Source organism: Acinetobacter sp. 2JN-4 (assembly GCF_003687745.1).
GTDB classification, from domain to species: domain Bacteria; phylum Pseudomonadota; class Gammaproteobacteria; order Pseudomonadales; family Moraxellaceae; genus Acinetobacter; species Acinetobacter halotolerans.
Map to the genome: position 1 here is coordinate 1 of NZ_RDNY01000018.1, position 5,514 is coordinate 5,514.

Here is a 5,514-nt window from a genome sequence, read left to right on the forward strand (position 1 = left end):
ATTTAAAAGCTGGCGATGACTTACTCTCACATGGCAAGTGCCACACTACCATCAGCGCGAAGAGGTTTCACTTCTGAGTTCGGGAAGGGATCAGGTGGTTCACTCTTGCTATTGTCGCCAGCAAACTGTTGTGGTGCTTTGGGGTCTTAATCACGGTGTATTCACCGAGTGCCTTACTTGCGAACCAAAGAGTTATTAACGGATTAGTATATTAAGTCTGTTTTTACGGTGTTCATTATATCTAGCTATTTCACTAAATCAAGATGAAATGATGTTTTATGAATCGATTAAGCTATATATACAACTGCTTGGGTGTTGTATAGTCAAGCCTCACGAGCAATTAGTATTGGTCAGCTTCATACGTCACCGTACTTCCACATCCAACCTATCAACGTCCTAGTCTCGAACGGCTCTTTAGAGGACATAAAGTCCTAGGGAAATCTTATCTTGAGGTAGGCTTCCCGCTTAGATGCTTTCAGCGGTTATCCCTTCCGAACATAGCTACCCGGCGATGCCACTGGCGTGACAACCGGTACACCAGAGGTTCGTCCACTCTGGTCCTCTCGTACTAGGAGCAGATCCTCTCAAATTTCCAGCGCCCACGGTAGATAGGGACCGAACTGTCTCACGACGTTCTAAACCCAGCTCGCGTACCTCTTTAAATGGCGAACAGCCATACCCTTGGGACCTGCTTCAGCCCCAGGATGAGATGAGCCGACATCGAGGTGCCAAACACCGCCGTCGATATGAACTCTTGGGCGGTATCAGCCTGTTATCCCCAGAGTACCTTTTATCCGTTGAGCGATGGCCCTTCCATACAGAACCACCGGATCACTAAGACCTACTTTCGTACCTGCTCGACTTGTGGGTCTCGCAGTTAAGCGCGCTTTTGCCTTTATACTCTACGCGTGATTTCCGACCACGCTGAGCGCACCTTCGTACTCCTCCGTTACTCTTTAGGAGGAGACCGCCCCAGTCAAACTACCCACCAGACATGGTCCTCGCCCCGGATTACGGGGCAGAGTTAGAACCTCAACATTACCAGGGTGGTATTTCAAGGATGGCTCCATTAGAACTAGCGTTCTAACTTCAAAGCCTCCCACCTATCCTACACAAGTAAGGTCAAAGTTCAATGTCAAGCTGCAGTAAAGGTTCACGGGGTCTTTCCGTCTAGCCGCGGGTACACCGCATCTTCACGGCGAATTCGATTTCACTGAGCCTCTGCTGGAGACAGCGCCGCCATCATTATGCCATTCGTGCAGGTCGGAACTTACCCGACAAGGAATTTCGCTACCTTAGGACCGTTATAGTTACGGCCGCCGTTTACTGGGGCTTCGATCAAGAGCTTCGCTTACGCTAACCCCATCAATTAACCTTCCAGCACCGGGCAGGCATCACACCCTATACGTCCACTTTCGTGTTTGCAGAGTGCTATGTTTTTAATAAACAGTTGCAGCGGCCTGGTTTCTGTGGCTGCCAATAGCTCAGGGAGCAAGTCCCATCACCGTCAGCAGCGTACCTTCTCCCGAAGTTACGGTACCATTTTGCCTAGTTCCTTCAGCAGAGTTCTCTCAAGCGCTTTGGTCTACTCGACCTGACCACCTGTGTCGGTTTAGGGTACGATTCCTGTGTAACTGAAGCTTAGAGACTTTTCCTGGAAGCATGGTATCAGCCACTTCACTGTACAAGTACAGCTTGCTATCGACTCTCAGCATAGAGCACCCCGGATTTGCCTAAGATGCATGCCTACTGTCTTCCACCTGGACAACCAACGCCAGGCTGACTTAACCTTCTCCGTCCTCTCATCGCATTACACAGAAGTATTGGAATATTAACCAATTTCCCATCGACTACGCCTCTCGGCCTCGCCTTAGGGGTCGACTCACCCAGCCCCGATTAACGTTGGACTGGAACCCTTGGTCTTTCAGCGAACGGGTTTTTCACCCGTTTTGTCGTTACTCACGTCAGCATTCGCACTTCTGATACCTCCAGCATACTTCTCAATACACCTTCATCGGCTTACAGAACGCTCCCCTACCACGTAACTTAAAAGTTACATCCGCAGCTTCGGCACATAGTTTTAGCCCCGTTACATCTTCCGCGCAGGCCGACTCGACTAGTGAGCTATTACGCTTTCTTTAAAGGGTGGCTGCTTCTAAGCCAACCTCCTAGCTGTCTATGCCTTCCCACATCGTTTCCCACTTAACTATGATTTTGGGGCCTTAGCTGGCGGTCTGGATTGTTTTCCTCTTGACTACGGACGTTAGCACCCGCAGTCTGTCTCCCGGATAGTACTCATTGGTATTCGGAGTTTGCATCGGTTTGGTAAGTCGGGATGACCCCCTAGCCGAAACAGTGCTCTACCCCCAATGGTATTCGTCCGAGGCGCTACCTAAATAGCTTTCGGGGAGAACCAGCTATCACCAGGCTTGATTAGCCTTTCACCCCTATCCACAAGTCATCCCCTGGCTTTTCAACGACAGTGGGTTCGGTCCTCCAGTTAGTGTTACCCAACCTTCAACCTGCTCATGGATAGATCGCCTGGTTTCGGGTCTACACCCAGCAACTAAACGCCCTATTAAGACTCGATTTCTCTACGGCTCCCCTATTCGGTTAACCTTGCTACTGAATGTAAGTCGCTGACCCATTATACAAAAGGTACGCAGTCACCAAACAAGTTGGCTCCCACTGCTTGTATGCATGCGGTTTCAGGATCTATTTCACTCCCCTCACAGGGGTTCTTTTCGCCTTTCCCTCACGGTACTGGTTCACTATCGGTCAGTCAGGAGTATTTAGCCTTGGAGGATGGTCCCCCCATATTCAGACAAGGTTTCACGTGCCTCGCCCTACTCGTCATCATTATGTGTGCCCTTTCGTGTACGGGAATATCACCCTCTACGTTCGCACTTCCCAGAGCGTTCCACTAGAACACACATAACTTAATGGGCTGATCCCCGTTCGCTCGCCGCTACTAAGGGAATCTCAATTGATTTCTTTTCCTAAGGGTACTGAGATGTTTCACTTCCCCTCGTTCGCCTTGCATACCTATGTATTCAGTATGCAATACCTACCTTATGGTAAGTGGGTTCCCCCATTCAGAAATCTCCGGATCAAAGGATATTTGCCGCCTCCCCGGAGCTTATCGCAGGCTATTACGTCTTTCATCGCCTCTGACTGCCAAGGCATCCACCACATGCACTTAATTACTTGACTATACAACCCCAAACAGTCGTTAACACATACAAGTGAGTGTTATCGTTGCAATCTTAATTGCTACTATCTGTTGTCTGTGAACTTAATCACTGTACAGCTTCAATCTAATTCATATACCAAAACGCTTGATTCAGTTAATCGCTAGTTCTCGCATTAATCTTTCATCTAACTGCAACACTTACGTATTACCGTTAAAATCATATTAATCGAGTTTTGAACAATTTATTTCAGACTCAATTCTACTAATCTGTTAATGAATTAATGTAACCTCGTCAGCTACATTAAACTGTGATAAATCACAGAACTTAATAAGTTTATATCTCAACTCACTAAATTCTGTAATCTTTAGCTCAGGCTACGTATTTAATATTAAATACGTGGTGGAGACTAGGAGAGTCGAACTCCTGACCTCCTGCGTGCAAAGCAGGCGCTCTACCAACTAAGCTAAGTCCCCAGCTTATCATTGTGAATTCTATATCTTTAAATCTTTTAGCTTTAGCGATCAGATTTGGTGGGTCTGACAAGACTTGAACTTGTGACCCCACGCTTATCAAGCGTGTGCTCTAACCAACTGAGCTACAGACCCTCAGATATATCTTCAAGAAGAACAACTTGTTGTGGATTCTTACCGGCCATCAATCTTTCGTTAAGGAGGTGATCCAGCCGCAGGTTCCCCTACGGCTACCTTGTTACGACTTCACCCCAGTCATCGGCCACACCGTGGTAACCGCCCTCTTTGCAGTTAGGCTAGCTACTTCTGGTGCAACAAACTCCCATGGTGTGACGGGCGGTGTGTACAAGGCCCGGGAACGTATTCACCGCGGCATTCTGATCCGCGATTACTAGCGATTCCGACTTCATGGAGTCGAGTTGCAGACTCCAATCCGGACTACGATCGGCTTTTTGAGATTAGCATCCTATCGCTAGGTAGCAACCCTTTGTACCGACCATTGTAGCACGTGTGTAGCCCTGGCCGTAAGGGCCATGATGACTTGACGTCGTCCCCGCCTTCCTCCAGTTTGTCACTGGCAGTATCCTTAAAGTTCCCGGCATTACCCGCTGGCAAATAAGGAAAAGGGTTGCGCTCGTTGCGGGACTTAACCCAACATCTCACGACACGAGCTGACGACAGCCATGCAGCACCTGTATGTAGATTCCCGAAGGCACCAATCCATCTCTGGAAAGTTTCTACTATGTCAAGGCCAGGTAAGGTTCTTCGCGTTGCATCGAATTAAACCACATGCTCCACCGCTTGTGCGGGCCCCCGTCAATTCATTTGAGTTTTAGTCTTGCGACCGTACTCCCCAGGCGGTCTACTTATCGCGTTAGCTGCGCCACTAAAGTCTCAAAGACCCCAACGGCTAGTAGACATCGTTTACGGCATGGACTACCAGGGTATCTAATCCTGTTTGCTCCCCATGCTTTCGTACCTCAGTGTCAGTATTAGGCCAGATGGCTGCCTTCGCCATCGGTATTCCTCCAGATCTCTACGCATTTCACCGCTACACCTGGAATTCTACCATCCTCTCCCATACTCTAGCTAACCAGTATCGAATGCAATTCCCAAGTTAAGCTCGGGGATTTCACATTTGACTTAATTAGCCACCTACGCACGCTTTACGCCCAGTAAATCCGATTAACGCTCGCACCCTCTGTATTACCGCGGCTGCTGGCACAGAGTTAGCCGGTGCTTATTCTGCGAGTAACGTCCACTATCCTAGAGTATTAATCTAGGTAGCCTCCTCCTCGCTTAAAGTGCTTTACAACCATAAGGCCTTCTTCACACACGCGGCATGGCTGGATCAGGGTTCCCCCCATTGTCCAATATTCCCCACTGCTGCCTCCCGTAGGAGTCTGGGCCGTGTCTCAGTCCCAGTGTGGCGGATCATCCTCTCAGACCCGCTACAGATCGTCGCCTTGGTAGGCCTTTACCCCACCAACTAGCTAATCCGACTTAGGCTCATCTATTAGCGCAAGGCCCGAAGGTCCCCTGCTTTCTCCCGTAGGACGTATGCGGTATTAGCATCCCTTTCGGAATGTTGTCCCCCACTAATAGGCAGATTCCTAAGCATTACTCACCCGTCCGCCGCTAGGTAAAGTAGCAAGCTACTCTTCCCCGCTCGACTTGCATGTGTTAAGCCTGCCGCCAGCGTTCAATCTGAGCCATGATCAAACTCTTCAGTTTAAAATCAGTAGTACCTTTAAAGGGTACCAATCTTGGCTCATCAATTTTCTGACAAATATTTCTCAAATAAACTTCGAGTAATTTCTACCATCTAATCAATGAAAATAATTTCGATC

At 48.6% G+C, this 5,514-nt stretch carries 2 tRNA genes and 3 rRNA genes; all 5 read right to left on the reverse strand.

Going from position 1 to position 5,514, the window contains the following annotated elements:
• Positions 1-7 precede the first annotated feature (7 nt).
• A 5S ribosomal RNA gene (rrf, locus tag EAH57_RS15735) occupies positions 8-122 on the reverse strand.
• A 197-nt stretch (positions 123-319) separates the two neighbouring features.
• Positions 320-3,213 (reverse strand): 23S ribosomal RNA (locus EAH57_RS15740).
• A 378-nt stretch (positions 3,214-3,591) separates the two neighbouring features.
• Positions 3,592-3,667: transfer RNA gene (locus EAH57_RS15745), tRNA-Ala, on the reverse strand.
• A 55-nt stretch (positions 3,668-3,722) separates the two neighbouring features.
• Positions 3,723-3,799, reverse strand: a tRNA-Ile gene (locus EAH57_RS15750).
• Between the two features lie 61 nt (positions 3,800-3,860).
• Positions 3,861-5,398: ribosomal RNA gene (locus EAH57_RS15755) — 16S ribosomal RNA — on the reverse strand.
• Together the 16S, 23S and 5S rRNA genes with 2 tRNA genes alongside form the textbook arrangement of a ribosomal RNA operon.
• Positions 5,399-5,514: the final 116 nt, after the last annotated feature.